We start from the raw sequence: 16,381 nt of genomic DNA, 5'->3' as shown, positions 1-16,381 counted from the left end.
CAAAAACGTTCTGCTTCGGTGAAAAAAGACGCCTGATTGCGTTTAAGTCATCTGAACTGGCGATCCACAACGGCAGAATGGCGACCAGACGCCATCAGCACTGCATTTCACGCTATTTCCCCTCGCCCTGTCCGACATAAAATCTAACATTTCCGGCAGTAAGTTCAGAGGTTCAGACGCGGATAAACATTAAAAAAAACCGTAAATTTCCGTCAGTACGACCGCAATTCATTAAATACGGTAACGTTGTGAATACTTCTTCACGTTACTGTTAACCGGAAGCGAGGGGGCAAAAAAGTCGCCCTGCCCACCTGCTACGCCCAACGCGACTAATGTTTGCCACTCCGCTTTAGTGCGAACACCGGTAGCAAACACCTGAATGCCCGTACATTTACAGACTTCCAGCAGACTCTGCACAAACAACTGATTTTCAGTCCGCCGCTCAATATTGCGCACCAGACCGGCATCAAGCTTGATCAGTTCCAGCGGCAGCTGTCGTATGTAGGCGCTGCTTACCACGGTTAAACCCGCCTGATTTACCGCAACCCGACAGCCAAAAGCCTTAAGTGCGCGGAAAACTGGCGTTAAACGGTTGATGTGTTGACAAACATCTGCCTCGGCAAGTTCAAATAAAAATCGTTTTCTTTGCGCTTTCGGGCACTGCAGCAGCATGTTCTGCAGCCAGAGGACAAAAGAGCGTTGCAGAAGCGAGGTAATCGTCACCGGGATCACCAGCGTCTCTTCTGGCCAGAGTTCAGAGAGTGCCGCAATGCGGGTCATTAGCTGGCGATCCCAGCCATCAGCCATGCCGAGCTGCTGCACCAGGGGCATATATTCTGCGGCCAGCACTTCTTTATCGCCGTCGAAGATGCGGGTCAGCATCACCCGGTGCTGTACCTTGCCCTCAATATTGACGGTGGGTTTATGGTAGAGCCGCGGGCCGCCACGGCTAAGTGTGTTCTCCAGCAGGGTTCGCCAGCGCACACTCCCCCGCCCGGCGTCCTGCGGATTTCCGGCCCCATTGGTCCAGTTGTTGCCGCCCAGCAGTGCCGCACGTCGGGTGGCCATTTCGGCATTTTCCATCACCTGCGGTACGGTCTGCCCGCTGTGCCAGGCGCTGATACCGATATGGATGAGATCATCACGATTGACCAGCCGCATCGGCGGCAGTGAATCAACGGCATTGATCAGCTGATCCGCAATACTGTTTGCCTCTTTGAGACTCCGATGCGGCAGTAGCACGGCAAAATCACTGCGGAAATAGCGTGCCAGCAGGGCACCAGGATAGCGCAGCACAAAGGTGGAAAGCATATTGACGAAATTGAAGAGGTACTCCTCAACCAGCCCCGGCTCAAGCGAATCCTTCAGCGTGTCCAGATCGGGCAGGCGCACCATCATCACCACACCATGGGTGCCGACAGCTTCCTGATCTTCCAGCAGGGTGGCGAGCTGGTTATCAAAGAACAGCCGGTTGTTGAGACCGGTGCGTCCATCCTGCGCAGCAAAGGTGCGGATCAGCGTGTCGATACGCAGACGCTGTTCGCCCGCTTCCTGCAGATCCGCCAGCAACACATCCAGTGCGCGGCTCGCTCTCGGTGGCCACTCATCCGCACCGCGTTTCGGCATTACGCCGCGCTCACCGCTGATAATCGCCTCTGCCCGCACTTCAAGATGCTCCATACCGCGCCACTGACGACTGAGCCAGCGATGCATCAGCAGCAGCACCAGACTCATCACCAGCATGACGGTAAACAGGATGCCCAGCGTAGAGGTGCCGGTAATGGAGCGCAGCCAGGTTTTGGCAGGATCAAGGGTGACAACCCGCAACTCTAAACCCGTCTGGTGCATCAAAGGCACATCGACCTGAATAAAACGATTAGGCTCGTCTTCCAGCATCTGGTTTTCGTGTCGGGAGAGGGTAAGGAAAGTCTGCCTGCCGTTGTGAAGTGAAATCTGCTCGGCATTCATTATCGGCATCATACGCGTGAGCCAGACATGCAGCTCTGCCGGCGTCTGGGTGAACATCGCCTGATCCACTTCGGTCGCCAGTATCTGCGCCCGATGTTCAACCCGCTGATGACTGAACCAGAAAACACTGAATGCACAGCCTGCCAGCATCAACGACATTGCCAGCAGGCTTAAAAAGGTAATAAACGCAGATAATTTTGTGGTTAATCGCATCCCTGTGCCTGTATTACTGCGGTGATAACCGGATCACCCAACCTTGTACCGTCAGCCTGACGAAAACGCGAGCAAAATAGCATAATTTGCCGTTGCCGACATCGCCGGGACGTATGAAGCCGAAGTATATCGTCGGGATATCATCGCTGACGTTGATCCTGACACTTTTCGGTGCATTCTCATCGTACCGGCCAGCCAGGAAATTTCACATTTTCAGGGCGAAACTGGCTGATATCAGTAATAGTCACCATGCTGGTTAATGACATCCTGTCTGGAGAAGGCACCATGAAACGCACACCCTGTCTGACCGAAGCCGACGTAACGCCGGAAAGCATTTTTAACATGAAGCGCCGCCAGGTGCTGAAAACGCTGGGACTGAGCGCCGCGGCAATGGGTATGCCGGGCGTGGCGCAAGCCGATATTCTCAGCTGGTTCAAAGGCAACGACCGCCCACCCGCGCCAGCAGGCCGGCCGCTGGACTTTACCAAACCAGCGCAATATCAGGCCGATCTGACCTTAACGCCTGCGGATAAAGTTTCCGGCTATAACAACTTCTATGAGTTCGGGCTGGATAAGGCCGATCCGGCCGCCAATGCCGGTACGCTGAAAACAGAACCCTGGAAACTGACCATTGATGGCGAAGTGGCTAAGCCCGTAACCCTGGATATGGATGACATCTTTAAACGGTTTGCCATGGAGCAGCGAATCTATCGCATGCGCTGCGTGGAAGCCTGGTCGATGGTGGTGCCCTGGATAGGCTTTGAGCTGAATAAGCTTATCTCTCTGGCGGAACCCACCAGCAAAGCGCGTTTTGTCGCCTTCCAGACGCTCTACGATCCCGAGCAGATGCCAGGCCAGAAAGATCGCTTTATTGGCGGCGGACTCAATTATCCCTATGTCGAAGGTTTACGTCTGGATGAAGCAATGCATCCGCTGACGATACTGACTACCGGCGTCTATGGCAAAGCGCTGCCGCCGCAGAATGGCGCGCCGATTCGCCTGACGGTACCGTGGAAATATGGCTTTAAAGGTATTAAGTCGATCGTCAAAATCACCCTGACCGACAAACAGCCGCCAACGACATGGAACCAGATCGCCGCAGATGAATATGGTTTTTATGCCAATGTGAATCCGCACGTTAATCATCCACGCTGGTCGCAGGCCACTGAGCGGTTTATTGGGCCGGGCGGCAGTCTGAAGGTCGAACGTCAGCCAACACTGCTGTTTAACGGCTATGCCGAACAGGTTGCGTCGCTCTATCGTGGCCTGGATTTACGGGAGAATTACTAGGTGGTACGCCTGTCGATAAAACAGATCACCTGGCTTAAGGTGATTCTGCATCTGGCGGCCCTGTTGCCGCTGGTTTATCTGGTTCTTGCCGCAATGCAGGGCGGCCTGAGTGCGGATCCAGCAAAAGATATTCAGCATTTTACCGGCCGCATGGCGCTGAAACTGCTACTGGGTACGCTGCTGGTCTCACCGCTGGCACGTTATGGCAGGCAACCGCTGTTAATCCGCACGCGACGTCTGCTTGGCGTCTGGACGTTTGTCTGGGCTTCTCTCCATCTGCTGAGCTATTACCTGCTGGAGCTGGGCGCTGACAATCTGCGTCTGCTGGGCAGCGAGCTGATTTCCCGTCCCTATCTGACACTGGGTATTATCAGCTGGCTGATATTACTGGCCCTGGCGCTGACGTCGTTTCAGCGTGCTCAGCGCAAGCTCGGTAAGCGCTGGCAAACCCTACACAACGCGGTCTACCTGGTAGCGATTCTGGTGCCGATTCACTATATCTGGTCAGTGAAAACCCTGTCACCCCAGCCACTTATCTACGCCCTACTTGCTGCGATACTGTTAGCCTGGCGTTACAAAAAATTTCTCAAATGGTGGCCTCGCTAGCGCTTCCCCCGTTGTTTTCCTCTGCCGTTTTCTGATAAAAGATGTGGCCCGCTGGCCACATCCGATCATCTTCGCAGATAAGACCAGTATTTTGCTGCGAAATGACACGAAACGGATATAATGCCCGGCTTTATTGCTCGTCGGGTCTTCTTTTTCATTCTCAAAGGTGACAAATGAAGATTCGCAAGGTATTTTACGCGATGCCTCAATGATTGCGGGAGATGGCAGCACGATGGCGCATAAATTACATATTCTGCTTTTAAACGGACCCAATCTGAACCTGTTGGGAACACGTGAACCTGAGAAGTATGGTCATACCACGCTGCGTCAGATCGTTGACGATTTGACACGTCAGGCAGACCAGTTGAATGTGGAATTGAGCCACCTGCAAACCAATGCTGAATTTCAGCTGATTGATCGCATTCATGAGGCCAAAGGCAATGTGGATTACATCATTATTAATCCTGCCGCGTTTACCCATACCAGTGTCGCACTACGTGATGCCCTGCTGGCGGTAGAAATACCGTTTATCGAGGTTCATCTCTCCAACGTGCATGCCCGCGAGCCCTTCCGCCATCACTCCTATCTTTCTGATGTCTCTGCTGGCGTGATCTGTGGGCTTGGCGCTGACGGCTACACATGGGCTTTACAAACGGCAGTAAAACGCCTGTCTCAAACTAATTAATCAAACTGAGTACGGAACCCCACTCATGGATATTCGTAAAATTAAAAAACTGATCGAACTGGTTGAAGAGTCTGGCATTTCAGAGCTGGAAATTTCTGAAGGTGAAGAGTCCGTTCGCATCAGCCGTGCACCTGCAAACGTGGGTTACCCGATGATGCAGCAGGCTTACGCTCCGCCGGTTCAACAGCCTGCTCTGGCAACAGCTGTTGCCCCTGTTGCAGCGGTTGCCGAAGCGGCACCGGCTGAAATCAGCGGTCACATCGTGCGTTCACCGATGGTAGGGACCTTCTACCGCACGCCGAGCCCGGATGCGAAAGCCTTTGTGGAAGTCGGCCAGAAAGTGAATGCCGGCGATACCTTGTGCATCGTCGAAGCCATGAAAATGATGAACCAGATCGAAGCTGACAAATCAGGCGTGGTGAAAGCTATTCTGGTTGAAAGCGGTCAGCCGGTCGAATTTGACGAGCCACTGGTTATCATCGAGTAACGGGGCAGATCATGCTGGATAAAATTGTTATTGCTAACCGTGGTGAGATTGCGCTGCGCATTCTGCGTGCCTGTAAAGAACTGGGCATCAAGACTGTTGCGGTACACTCAAGCGCGGATCGTGACCTGAAGCACGTGCTGCTGGCAGACGAAACCGTCTGCATCGGCCCGGCGCAGTCAGTTAAAAGTTACCTCAACATCCCGGCGCTGATCTCTGCTGCAGAGATCACCGGCGCGGTGGCGATTCACCCTGGCTACGGCTTCCTCTCTGAGAATGCCGATTTTGCTGAGCAGGTTGAGCGCTCCGGCTTTATCTTTATCGGTCCGAAAGCAGACACCATTCGCCTGATGGGCGACAAAGTCTCTGCGATTAATGCGATGAAGAAAGCAGGCGTTCCAACCGTACCCGGTTCTGACGGTTCGCTGACCGATGATATGGAAAAAAACCGTGCCTTTGCGAAGCGCATCGGTTATCCGGTCATCATCAAAGCCTCTGGCGGCGGCGGCGGTCGCGGTATGCGCGTTGTGCGCAGCGATAAAGATCTGGAACAATCCATCAACATGACGAAAGCGGAAGCCAAAGCGGCTTTCAGCAACGACATGGTTTACATGGAGAAGTATCTGGAGAATCCGCGCCACATTGAGATTCAGGTTCTGGCTGACGGCCAGGGCAACGCGATCTATCTGGGCGAACGTGACTGCTCCATGCAGCGTCGTCACCAGAAAGTGGTTGAAGAAGCGCCAGGACCAGGCATCACGCCGGAACAGCGCAGCTTTATCGGTAATCGTTGTGCCAAAGCCTGTATTGAGATTGGCTATCGTGGCGCAGGTACCTTCGAGTTCCTGTACGAAAACGGTGAGTTCTACTTCATTGAGATGAACACCCGTATTCAGGTGGAACATCCGGTGACCGAGATGATCACCGGTGTGGATCTGATCAAAGAGCAGCTGCGCATCGCTGCGGGTCAGCCATTGTCGATCAAACAGGACGAAGTGGTTATTCGCGGGCATGCGGTCGAGTGCCGTATTAACGCTGAAGATCCGGTCACCTTCCTGCCAAGCCCGGGCAAAATCACCCGCTTCCATGCGCCAGGCGGTTTTGGCGTGCGCTGGGAGTCGCATATCTACTCAGGCTACACCGTACCGCCGTATTACGACTCCATGATCGGTAAGCTGATCACCTATGGCGAAACGCGCGAAGTGGCTATTGCCCGCATGAAGAATGCGCTGGCGGAACTGATCATCGACGGTATCAAAACCAACGTTGAACTGCAGATGAAAATCATGTCCGACGAAAACTTCCAGCACGGTGGAACCAATATCCACTATCTGGAGAAAAAACTCGGCTTGCACGAGAAGTAATCGCAACGCTGAGTCAGTCAGAGGCCGGTTAATCCGGCCTTTTTCTTTTGCCGCTGGCGTTAAGGTTGAATCATGGATGCTCGTTTTATACAGGCACATAAAGAGGCGCGCTGGTCGCTCTATCTCACCCTGCTCTGGCTCGCTGCCTGGGGGCTTTCAGCCTGGCTGGGCGGACGTGAAATCGGTATCACCGGCCTGCCGCGCTGGTTCGAACTCTCCTGCCTGTTTGCTCCCCTGTTGTTCATATTCCTGTGCTGGATGATGGTGCGGGTCATTTTCCGCGACATGCCGCTGGAGGATAAAAGTGAACAGTGAAATCATTCTGCCGTTACTGATTTATCTGGTGCTGGTTGCTGCGCTGTCGGTCTTTGCCGTCCGTAAAAGGCGTGAAGGCAGCTTCCTCACTGAATATTTCCTTGGCAGCCGCTCCATGGGCGGATTTGTGCTGGCGATGACGCTCACCACCACCTATATCAGCGCCAGCTCGTTTATTGGTGGTCCCGGTGCCGCCTACAAATATGGGCTGGGATGGGTATTGCTGGCGATGGTGCAGGTGCCTGCCGTCTGGCTCTCGCTGGGTGTGCTGGGTAAAAAGTTCGCCATACTGGCACGTAAGTATAATGCGGTGACGCTGAATGACATGCTCTACGCCCGCTATCAGAGCCCGCTGCTGATCTGGCTGGCGAGTCTGAGTCTGCTGGTTGCCTTTATCGGTGCCATGACGGTGCAGTTTATTGGCGGTGCGCGGCTGCTCGAAACCGCCGCAGGCATTCCGTATGATACCGGTCTGCTGATTTTTGGCGGCACTATTGCGCTCTACACCGCTTTTGGCGGATTCCGTGCCAGCGTGCTCAATGACGCCATGCAGGGTGTCGTGATGCTGATTGGCACATTTCTGCTGCTGTTCGCGGTGATTCATCAGGCTGGCGGCCTGAGCACGGCCGTCCAGAAACTGCATGACATCGATCCTGCTTTGCTGTCGCCGCAGGGGCCGGGAGAGATTATAACGCCGACCTTCCTCAGCTCGTTTGTCGTGCTGGTCTGCTTTGGGGTGATTGGCTTACCGCATACTGCCGTGCGCTGCATCTCTTATAAAGACAGCAAGGCAGTCCATCGGGCCATTATTCTGGGCACCATTGTGGTGGCGATCCTGATGCTGGGAATGCATCTGGCCGGTGCGCTCGGCCGGGCAGTACTGCCGAATCTGACCGTGCCGGATAGTGTGATACCCACCCTGATGATCACAGTGCTGCCACCGTTAGCCGCCGGACTGTTTCTGGCAGCACCTATGGCCGCCATTATGTCGACCATCAATGCCCAGCTGTTACAGGCTTCGGCCACGCTGATCAAAGATCTCTATCTGCGTGTCGCCCCGCAGCAACTGGAAAATGAGACGCGGCTGAGGCTGTTATCTGGCACCATTACGTTCGCACTGGGTATGCTGCTGCTGATTGCAGCCTGGAATCCACCGGATATGATTATCTGGCTCAACCTGCTGGCCTTTGGCGGCCTTGAGGCGGTTTTCCTCTGGCCGCTGGTACTGGGCCTCTACTGGGAACGCGCTAATGCCGCGGGAGCCATCACCGGCATGGTGGTGGGTGGAGGCTGCTACGCTTTTCTGGCGAGCCTGAACCTGCAGATTCTGGGTTTTCATCCCATTGTGCCCTCACTGCTTTTGAGCCTGCTGGCATTTTTAGTGGGCAACCTGTTTGGACGCGCGCCGCAAACGGTCGACGCGCCGCAACATTGACGGAAAGAGAGACGTTATGCCGTGGATTCAAATCAAAATTAACAGCTCAGGTGAACACGCGGAAACGCTGAGCGATGCGCTGATGGACATCGGTGCGGTTTCAGTGACCTTTCAGGATACCAACGACACGCCGGTATATGAGCCGCTGCCAGGTGAAACACGCCTGTGGGGCGATACCGATGTTATCGGCCTGTTCGATGCAGAAACTGATATGGCCGCGATTACCGCCGAACTGGCGCAGCATCCGTTGCTGGGCACCGGTTTTCGTCACCGGATCGAGCAGATCGAAGATAAAGACTGGGAGCGCGAATGGATGGAAAACTTTCATCCGATGCGCTTCGGTGAGCGGCTCTGGATCTGTCCGAGCTGGCGTGATGTGCCGGATCCCGATGCCGTCAACGTGATGCTCGATCCCGGCCTGGCGTTTGGGACCGGCACCCATCCGACCACCTCACTCTGCCTTACCTGGCTTGATGGGCTGGATCTGGTGGGCAAAACGGTGATCGATTTCGGCTGTGGTTCGGGGATCCTGGCGATCGCCGCACTGAAGCTGGGCGCGGCTCAGGCGATCGGGATTGATATCGATCCGCAGGCTATTCAGGCCAGCCGGGATAATGCTGAGCGCAACGGCGTCTCTGATCGCCTGTCGCTCTACCTGCCCCACCAGCAACCGGACAATCTGCAGGCTGATGTGGTGGTGGCCAATATCCTGGCTGGCCCGCTACGTGAACTGGCACCGCTGATCAGCGTACTGCCGAAGTCTGGCGGTCATCTGGGCCTCTCGGGCGTGTTAGAGAGCCAGGCAGAGAGCGTCTGCGAAGCGTATGTCAGCGAGTTCACGCTCGACCCGGTTGCGGTTAAAGAGGAGTGGTGCCGGATTACCGGGATTAAATCCTGAATATAGCGCCTGTCTGCCCCTTCTGACATCGCTCTGCCCGGAACAAAGTGCCTTAACAGAACATTCAGCCAGCCCGTAGCGTAAGTTGCGGGCTTTCCCGATTTGAAATGGATGCTTGTATCGTTAATCACGTCATGTGACGTTTTTTATCTGGCGAATTGACGTACTTTTCTGGAAAAACTTTTGCTCACAATTTCAGCATAAATTGTTAAGTTATTGATATTTAATAGCAATAAATAAGAGCATCGATCATGACCCGGATTTCATTGATCTTTCTTGCTGATTGTTCAAAGTTTGGCCTTTCATCTTCCTGCAAAAATGCGTAATATACGCCGCCTTGCAGACACAGTATGGCCATTCTGACTTCATGCGTATTGGAAACCTCCAGCTGAGAAATCGACTGATTGCAGCACCGATGGCCGGTATTACCGACAGGCCGTTCAGGACGCTGTGTCACGAAATGGGTGCAGGCATGGCAGTTTCTGAGATGTTGTCTTCAAACCCGGAAGTCTGGGCAAGCGACAAATCTCGATTACGTATGGTTCACAGCGATGAGCCAGGCATTCGCGCCGTGCAAATTGCCGGTTGCGATCCCAGTGAAATGGCGCAAGCTGCACGCATTAATGTTGAGGCTGGTGCACAGGTTATCGACATTAATATGGGATGCCCTGCCAAGAAGGTTAACCGCAAAATGGCGGGTTCAGCCTTGCTGCAATATCCCACCGTGGTGGAGTCAATTCTCTCCGCAGTGGTTAATGCAGTGAATGTGCCGGTTACGCTGAAAATTCGTACCGGCTGGGATCCTGAAAACAGGAACTGTGTCGCGATTGCCCAATTGGCTGAACGCTGCGGTATACAGGCTCTGACGATACATGGCCGCACTCGTGCCTGCCTGTTCAACGGAGAAGCTGAATATGACAGCATTCGGACAGTTAAGCAGAGTGTCTCCATTCCGATTATCGCGAATGGAGACATAACTGACCCGCATAAAGCCAGAGCGGTGCTCGACTATACAGGGGCCGATGCTCTGATGATAGGACGTGCTGCTCAGGGAAGACCGTGGATCTTCCGGGAAATCCAGCATTATCTGGACACTGGGGAGTTGCTTGCCCCGCTGCCGATGGCAGAGGTCAAGCGCTTGCTTGTTTCGCATATACGTGAGCTGCACGACTTTTACGGTTCAGGCAAGGGATACCGTATAGCGCGAAAGCACGTCTCCTGGTACCTGCAGGAGCACGCCCCGAATGACCAGTTTCGGCGCACATTCAACGCCATTGAGGATGCCAGCGAACAGCTGGAGGCGTTGGAGGCATACTTCGAAAATCTTGCGTAACGAAATAAAGAGCTGAAAGAACTATGTTCGAACAACGCGTAAATTCTGACGTACTGACCGTTTCAACCGTTAACTCACAGGATCAGGTAACTCAAAAACCTTTGCGTGATTCGGTTAAACAGGCACTGAAGAACTATTTTGCTCAACTGAATGGTCAGGATGTGAGCGACCTGTATGAGCTGGTTTTGGCTGAAGTCGAGCAGCCTCTGTTGGACATGGTGATGCAGTATACCCGTGGCAATCAGACCCGTGCTGCCCTGATGATGGGTATCAACCGCGGTACGCTGCGTAAGAAATTGAAAAAATACGGCATGAACTGATTTTTAGTTCTGTCTGTAAATCACGCCAGCCTTCGGGCTGGCGTTTTTATTTGTGCGTTGACGCACAAAGCCACGATAATGATAGTGAAACAGTTTCCGGTAATATGGTAACTGTAGTTGCAATCGCTGGCGTGATATTTCACCCTCTCGCTTTTGCCCGCTGTGATTTGACTTAGTGCCTGCCTGACCCTCACCTCGCTTCACATCCCCGCCACTGCTGGGTATGTGACTTTCTGCGCATTAAAAAGCAACGCAATCTCTTCATACATTTTTGCCTGAGTGAATGCTCACACTGCTCCCACATAGTGAAACTATTTGCACTAAATGTGATCGGGTCGACTCGCATTGCTTCCTTTTGGTGCGCCATATTAGCGGAACTTTCTAAGTGCTTCCGATTATTAACCGTTCTTTCATACGAATTCAGGAACCTGCAAACCTGGCATCAGCTTTGCAGAGTCGTGGATGGCTGACCGCCACAGACAGGAAAAACGCACACTAAAGTGCGCAAACATAACAACATGATCCCGCCACACAGGATGCTTTATGAAAAAGATGATGCTCTCTACGCTGATCGCGGCTGCCTCGCTGGTTGCCGTTGCTCAGCAAGCACACGCAGGCACCACACTGGATGCGATAAAGAAAAAAGGGTTTGTTCAATGTGGTATCAGTGACGGCTTGCCGGGCTTCTCCTATGCAGATGCTGGCGGCAAGTTTACCGGTATCGATGTAGATGTGTGTCGTGCGACGGCTGCCGCTGTGTTTGGTGATGCGACCAAAGTGAAATATACCCCGCTGACCGCGAAAGAGCGTTTTACCGCCCTGCAGTCCGGCGAGGTGGATGTGCTTTCACGTAATACCACCTGGACCTCATCGCGCGATGGCGGCATGGGCTTCCTGTTTGCGGGCGTGAACTATTACGACGGTATCGGCTTCCTGACTCACCAGAAGGCCGGCCTGAAAAGTGCGAAAGAGCTGGATGGTGCCACCGTCTGTATTCAGGCGGGAACCGACACCGAGCTGAACGTAGCGGACTTCTTTAAAGCCAACAAAATGCAATATACGCCTGTGACCTTTGACCGCTCTGATGAATCGGCTAAAGCGCTGGATAGCGGACGTTGCGATACGCTGGCGTCTGACCAGTCTCAGCTCTACGCATTACGCATTAAGCTGGGCAAACCGGACGAATTTATTGTTCTGCCCGAAGTGATCTCCAAAGAGCCGCTGGGGCCGTTGGTGCGTCGTGGTGATGATGACTGGTTCACCATCGTGAAGTGGTCGCTCTACGCCATGCTGAATGCGGAGGAGATGGGCATCTCCTCGAAGAACGTTGACCAGATGACGGCCAAGCCAACCACACCAGACATGGCACACTTCCTGGGCGCAGAAGGTGATTTTGGTAAGGATCTGAAGCTGGATAACAAGTGGGCTTACAACATCGTTAAGCAGGTGGGTAACTATCAGGAAAGCTTTGACCGTAACGTCGGTAAAGACAGCGCACTGAAGATTGCACGTGGTCAGAATGCGTTGTGGAACCAGGGCGGTATTCAGTACGCACCACCGGTACGTTAACAGACCTCACTAATCGGGCACCCTATTCTGCGGTGCCCTACCCCAGCTTTCGTTACTGAGGTTTCAACATGTCACAACGCCCAACCGTGAAAAGGGATTTTTCATTTGGTAATCCCACGGTTCGCGCCTGGATTTATCAGCTCATCGCCGTCGTCGCGGTGCTTGGTGTGGTGGGTTATCTGGTGCATAACACCATTATTAACCTTGCCAATCGCGGCATAACATCGGGGTTTGGATTTCTTGAGCGCACTGCCGGTTTCGGCATCGTTCAGCATCTGATTGAGTACACTGAGGGAGATACCTACGCGCGCGTGTTTCTGGTCGGATTAACCAACACGCTGCTGGTTTCTGCACTCTGTATTGTTTTCGCTTCGATTCTCGGATTCGCGGTCGGTCTTGCCCGCCTTTCTGACAACTGGCTGCTACGGAAACTCTCGAATATCTATATCGAAACCTTCCGTAATATCCCGCCCCTGCTGCAAATCTTCTTCTGGTACTTTGCAGTCTTGCGCAATCTGCCGGGGCCACGTCAGGCGCTGAATGCTTTTGACCTGGCATATGTCAGTAATCGCGGACTCTACGTTCCATGGCCGACCTATGCAGCAGGCAGCTGGCCGTTTGTTATTGCACTGCTTCTGGCCGCGGCTGTGAGCTATGGCCTGTACCGCTTTAACCGTAAACATCAGTTGAAAACCGGTCAGTTACGTCGCACATGGCCCGCTGCCGTTGTGATGCTGATTCTCTTTCCTTTGCTTGCACACCTTGGGTTTGGCCCAGCCACGCACTGGGATGTGCCACAACTGCGCGGTTTCAATTTCCGTGGCGGCTCGGTGATGATACCGGAGCTGGCAGCCCTGACGCTGGCACTGTCGATTTATACGTCGTCGTTTATCGCTGAAGTGATCCGCTCCGGGATTCAGTCGGTCCCCTATGGTCAGCATGAAGCGGCGCGGTCGCTGGGGCTGCCTAATCCGGTTACGCTGCGCCAGGTGATTATTCCTCAGGCCATGCGCGTCATTATTCCGCCACTGACCAGCCAGTATCTGAACATCGTGAAGAACTCCTCACTCGCCGCCGCTATCGGTTATCCCGATATGGTGTCGCTGTTCGCCGGATCGGTACTGAATCAGACCGGTCAGGCCATCGAGACGATTGCTATCACGATGGGCGTTTACCTGATTATCAGCCTGCTGATATCAATGCTTATGAACTTCTACAACCGCAAAATTGCGCTGGTTGAGCGTTAAGAGAACGGGATAACTATGTCTTTAACTACGCATGAAACGCCCCCCGTCCCGACGACTCTGGTCAGTCGCGCCTGGTTCTGGGCTCGTAAGAACCTGTTTTCCAGCTGGTTTAATACGCTACTGACGCTGTTTTGCATCTGGGTCATCTGGCACGTCATTCCGCCCGCGCTGAACTGGCTGGTCTTTCAGGCAAACTGGATCGGCACCACGCGCGCCGATTGCACCAAAGAGGGTGCCTGTTGGGTCTTTATCCATGCTCGTTTCGGCCAGTTCATGTATGGGCTTTACCCGCATGAGTTGCGCTGGCGTATTAACCTGGCGCTGGTGATCGGCCTGTTGTCGATTGTGCCGATGTTCCTGAGGAGCCTGCCGTATCGTGGACGCTACATTGCTGCCTGGGCTGTCATCTATCCGGTGGTTGTCTGGTTTCTGCTGTATGGCGGATATCTGGGGCTGGAACGCGTCGAAACACGTCAGTGGGGCGGATTAACGCTGACGCTGATTATCGCCTCGGTGGGTATTGCCGGTGCGCTGCCGCTGGGCATTTTGCTGGCACTGGGCCGTCGCTCACGCATGCCGGTCGTGCGCACGCTGTCGATTATCTTTATTGAGTTCTGGCGCGGCGTGCCGCTGATTACCGTGCTGTTTATGTCATCCGTGATGCTGCCGCTGTTTATGTCTGAAGGCACTAACATCGACAAGCTGGTGCGCGCGCTGGTCGGGGTCATTCTGTTCCAGTCCGCCTATGTGGCAGAGGTGGTTCGCGGTGGACTGCAGGCACTGCCTAAAGGTCAGTACGAAGCAGCCGAATCTCTGGCGCTGGGCTACTGGAAGACGCAGATGCTGGTTATTCTGCCCCAGGCGCTGAAGCTCACTATTCCCGGCCTGGTCAATACCATCATCGCACTGTTTAAAGATACCAGCCTGGTCATCATCATTGGTCTTTTCGATCTGTTCAGCAGCGTCCAGCAGGCAACGGTCGATCCGACCTGGCTGGGGATGTCGACCGAAGGTTATGTCTTTGCTGCACTGGTCTATTGGATCTTCTGTTTTAGCATGTCGCGCTACAGCCAGTATCTGGAAAAGCGCTTTCACACCGGGCGTACATCGCACTGAGGTTTTACATGACTGACTCTATGACACACTCTTCCGACGCGTTGATGATCTCGCTTGAGAACGTGAATAAATGGTACGGGCAATTCCATGTACTGAAAGACATCAACCTGCAGGTTAAACCCCGTGAACGCATCGTACTGTGCGGACCTTCCGGCTCCGGCAAATCGACGACGATCCGCTGTATCAACCATCTGGAAGAGCATCAGCAGGGCCGCATTGTTGTTGACGGTATCCATCTTAATGATGACGTTCGTAACATCGAGCGCGTGCGCACCGAAGTCGGTATGGTCTTCCAGCACTTCAATCTCTTTCCGCATCTGACCGTACTGCAAAACTGCACGCTGGCACCTTCCTGGGTAAGAAAGATTCCAAAGAAGGAAGCTGATGAGCTGGCCATGCACTATCTGCAACGCGTGCGTATTGCCGAGCATGCACATAAGTTTCCGGGCCAGCTCTCTGGCGGACAGCAGCAGCGTGTCGCCATCGCCCGCTCACTCTGTATGAAGCCAAAAATTATGCTGTTTGATGAACCCACGTCAGCGCTGGATCCTGAGATGGTTAAAGAGGTGCTGGATACGATGATTGGTCTGGCGGAGGATGGGATGACCATGCTGTGCGTCACCCATGAGATGGGCTTTGCCAGAACGGTGGCTGACCGGGTGATCTTTATGGATCGGGGAGAGATCGTCGAAGTCGCGCCACCACAGGAGTTCTTTGCGAATCCAAAATCGGAGCGTACGCGGGCGTTCTTATCGCAGGTTATTCACTGATCAGACGTTTAGTTATCTTACTACCCGGCCTGGTGCCGGGTTTTTTATGGCCTGAACAGCCGCTTTAATACGCTTACTGACCTGTTACTGTTATGAATAAACAGACGGATACGCCGTGCAGAGGGAGTTTTATCGCCGTTTTCCACAACGAAAAAAGCCCTTCGCATACGCAAAGGGCTCTCTCTTATTTGATGCCTGGCAGTTCCCTACTCTCGCATGGGGAGACCCCAAACTACCATCGGCGCTACGGCGTTTCACTTCTGAGTTCGGCATGGGGTCAGGTGGGACCACCGCGCTACAGCCGCCAGGCAAATTCTTTTATTTACCGAACTCGTGTCTTAACTGGTGCTGATACCCAGAGTCGAACTGGGGACCTCACCCTTACCAAGGGTGCGCTCTACCAACTGAGCCATATCAGCACACTAAATTTGATGCCTGGCAGTTCCCTACTCTCGCATGGGGAGACCCCACACTACCATCGGCGCTACGGCGTTTCACTTCTGAGTTCGGCATGGGGTCAGGTGGGACCACCGCGCTAAAGCCGCCAGGCAAATCTTGGTGCACGAAACGAATCTTTTACCCCATGACCGCGTTGCCATCGCTCGGCCACACCGGTCACATACTTCAGTATGCTCCCGCTGACGTCCTCGCTCTGCGCCTTGTCACGCCGCAAAATCTTTCGTTTCCGCTAATTTTTATCCGGTAACAGGCTGAAAATTGTGTCTCTCAAAAACGCCTCTGGCGTTGTAAGGTTAAGCCTCACGGGTC

General features: G+C 53.8%; 15 protein-coding genes, 1 tRNA gene and 2 rRNA genes. 14 read left to right on the top strand and 4 right to left on the bottom strand.

Annotation, left to right across the window (positions count from 1 at the left end):
* Window positions 1-231: 231 nt before the first annotated feature.
* Window positions 232-2,181, bottom strand: a complete 1,950-nt coding sequence (gene csrD, locus EPG66_RS14740) for an RNase E specificity factor CsrD (RefSeq protein WP_010699819.1) — start codon at window positions 2,179-2,181, stop codon at window positions 232-234.
* Between the two features lie 285 nt (window positions 2,182-2,466).
* Between csrD and msrP the strand changes: the two genes are divergently transcribed.
* The 14 genes from msrP (at window position 2,467) to EPG66_RS14670 (ending at window position 15,613) form a co-directional block, all read left to right on the top strand.
* On the top strand, window positions 2,467-3,471 hold the full coding sequence (msrP, locus tag EPG66_RS14735; protein WP_031592715.1) for a protein-methionine-sulfoxide reductase catalytic subunit MsrP: 1,005 nt from the start codon (window positions 2,467-2,469) through the stop codon (window positions 3,469-3,471).
* A complete protein-coding gene (msrQ, locus tag EPG66_RS14730) occupies window positions 3,472-4,077 on the top strand; it encodes a protein-methionine-sulfoxide reductase heme-binding subunit MsrQ (RefSeq protein ID WP_022623945.1) in 606 nt (201 codons plus the stop codon).
* 232 nt (window positions 4,078-4,309) lie between these two features.
* The gene (gene aroQ, locus EPG66_RS14725; protein ID WP_010256011.1) at window positions 4,310-4,762 is read left to right on the top strand and encodes a type II 3-dehydroquinate dehydratase; all 453 of its coding nucleotides are present in this window, start codon (window positions 4,310-4,312) and stop codon (window positions 4,760-4,762) included.
* Between the two features lie 25 nt (window positions 4,763-4,787).
* The gene (gene accB / locus EPG66_RS14720; RefSeq protein ID WP_031592713.1) at window positions 4,788-5,249 is read left to right on the top strand and encodes an acetyl-CoA carboxylase biotin carboxyl carrier protein; all 462 of its coding nucleotides are present in this window, start codon (window positions 4,788-4,790) and stop codon (window positions 5,247-5,249) included.
* An 11-nt stretch (window positions 5,250-5,260) separates the two neighbouring features.
* Entirely contained in the window at window positions 5,261-6,610 is a 1,350-nt protein-coding gene (gene accC / locus EPG66_RS14715; RefSeq protein ID WP_031592712.1) for an acetyl-CoA carboxylase biotin carboxylase subunit, read from the top strand.
* Window positions 6,611-6,682: 72 nt separating this feature from the next.
* Complete coding sequence (locus EPG66_RS14710) at window positions 6,683-6,925, top strand: YhdT family protein (protein WP_031592711.1); 243 nt, start codon at window positions 6,683-6,685, stop codon at window positions 6,923-6,925.
* Complete coding sequence (gene panF / locus EPG66_RS14705; RefSeq protein WP_031592710.1) at window positions 6,915-8,360, top strand: sodium/pantothenate symporter; 1,446 nt, start codon at window positions 6,915-6,917, stop codon at window positions 8,358-8,360. Before EPG66_RS14710 ends, panF begins: the two co-directional genes overlap by 11 nt.
* Before the next feature lie 16 nt (window positions 8,361-8,376).
* Window positions 8,377-9,258 (top strand): 50S ribosomal protein L11 methyltransferase, encoded by an 882-nt coding sequence (prmA, locus tag EPG66_RS14700; protein ID WP_069025437.1) that lies wholly within the window; start codon window positions 8,377-8,379, stop codon window positions 9,256-9,258.
* Between the two features lie 367 nt (window positions 9,259-9,625).
* Window positions 9,626-10,591 carry a tRNA dihydrouridine synthase DusB gene (gene dusB, locus EPG66_RS14695; protein ID WP_031592707.1) on the top strand — a complete coding sequence of 322 codons (966 nt, stop codon included), beginning with the start codon at window positions 9,626-9,628 and terminating at the stop codon, window positions 10,589-10,591.
* A 23-nt stretch (window positions 10,592-10,614) separates the two neighbouring features.
* Window positions 10,615-10,911: a DNA-binding transcriptional regulator Fis gene (gene fis / locus EPG66_RS14690; protein WP_003855228.1), complete on the top strand. Its 297-nt coding sequence runs from the start codon at window positions 10,615-10,617 to the stop codon at window positions 10,909-10,911.
* A 543-nt stretch (window positions 10,912-11,454) separates the two neighbouring features.
* Window positions 11,455-12,480, top strand: a complete 1,026-nt coding sequence (locus tag EPG66_RS14685) for an amino acid ABC transporter substrate-binding protein (protein ID WP_010255984.1) — start codon at window positions 11,455-11,457, stop codon at window positions 12,478-12,480.
* A gap of 68 nt (window positions 12,481-12,548) precedes the next feature.
* Window positions 12,549-13,727: an amino acid ABC transporter permease gene (locus EPG66_RS14680; protein ID WP_031592703.1), complete on the top strand. Its 1,179-nt coding sequence runs from the start codon at window positions 12,549-12,551 to the stop codon at window positions 13,725-13,727.
* 15 nt (window positions 13,728-13,742) lie between these two features.
* A complete protein-coding gene (locus tag EPG66_RS14675; RefSeq protein ID WP_182687363.1) occupies window positions 13,743-14,843 on the top strand; it encodes an amino acid ABC transporter permease in 1,101 nt (366 codons plus the stop codon).
* Between the two features lie 8 nt (window positions 14,844-14,851).
* Window positions 14,852-15,613, top strand: coding sequence for an amino acid ABC transporter ATP-binding protein (locus EPG66_RS14670; protein ID WP_010699823.1), 762 nt, complete (start codon window positions 14,852-14,854; stop codon window positions 15,611-15,613).
* A 193-nt stretch (window positions 15,614-15,806) separates the two neighbouring features.
* Here the strand turns inward: EPG66_RS14670 and rrf (EPG66_RS14665) are convergent.
* The 3 genes from rrf (EPG66_RS14665) to rrf (EPG66_RS14655) all read right to left on the bottom strand — a co-directional run bounded on the left by rrf (EPG66_RS14665) (window position 15,807) and on the right by rrf (EPG66_RS14655) (window position 16,162).
* A 5S ribosomal RNA gene (rrf, locus tag EPG66_RS14665) occupies window positions 15,807-15,922 on the bottom strand.
* Window positions 15,923-15,956: 34 nt separating this feature from the next.
* Window positions 15,957-16,032 (bottom strand) — tRNA-Thr (locus EPG66_RS14660).
* Between the two features lie 14 nt (window positions 16,033-16,046).
* Window positions 16,047-16,162 (bottom strand): 5S ribosomal RNA (gene rrf, locus EPG66_RS14655).
* Window positions 16,163-16,381 lie beyond the last annotated feature (219 nt).

Source organism: Pantoea pleuroti, from assembly GCF_014156615.1.
GTDB classification, from domain to species: Bacteria; Pseudomonadota; Gammaproteobacteria; order Enterobacterales; family Enterobacteriaceae; genus Pantoea; species Pantoea agglomerans.
This window is presented reverse-complemented; position numbering and strand designations above follow the sequence as displayed.